This is a genomic window from Limosilactobacillus urinaemulieris, from assembly GCF_014838745.1.
Lineage (GTDB): Bacteria > Bacillota > Bacilli > Lactobacillales > Lactobacillaceae > Limosilactobacillus > Limosilactobacillus urinaemulieris.
The window spans coordinates 1-289 of the sequence record NZ_JABUXR010000054.1 but is presented as its reverse complement, the minus strand read 5'-3'; the positions used below and the strand labels follow the sequence as shown (position 1 = coordinate 289).

Annotated in this window: 1 protein-coding gene; it reads left to right on the top strand. The window is 52.2% G+C overall.

Going from position 1 to position 289, the window contains the following annotated elements; all coding sequences use genetic code 11:
• Positions 1-289, top strand: a 289-nt coding sequence (locus tag HUK45_RS09395; protein WP_191912057.1) for a lipocalin/fatty acid-binding family protein, incomplete at both ends; no start/stop codon positions are given.

Below are 289 nucleotides of genomic sequence, written 5' to 3'. Positions count from 1 at the left end.
GTCCCTCTGCAGCAGAACTTCCAGGACAACCAATTCCAAGGGAAATGGTATGTGGTAGGTTTTGCTGGCAACTTTAGGCTGCGTCTTGATAAGCTTCCGTCTAAGATGGGTGCCACCATCTATGAGCTGAAAGAAGACAAGAGCTACGATGTCACCTCGGTGCAGTTCGCTCTTGGTAGGTGCTCTTACAGGATCAAGACTTTTGTTCCAGGTTCCCAGCCAGGCGAGTTCACGGCTGGCGGTATCAAGTCTTATCCGGGCGCTACGTCTACGCTCGTCCGAGTGGTGA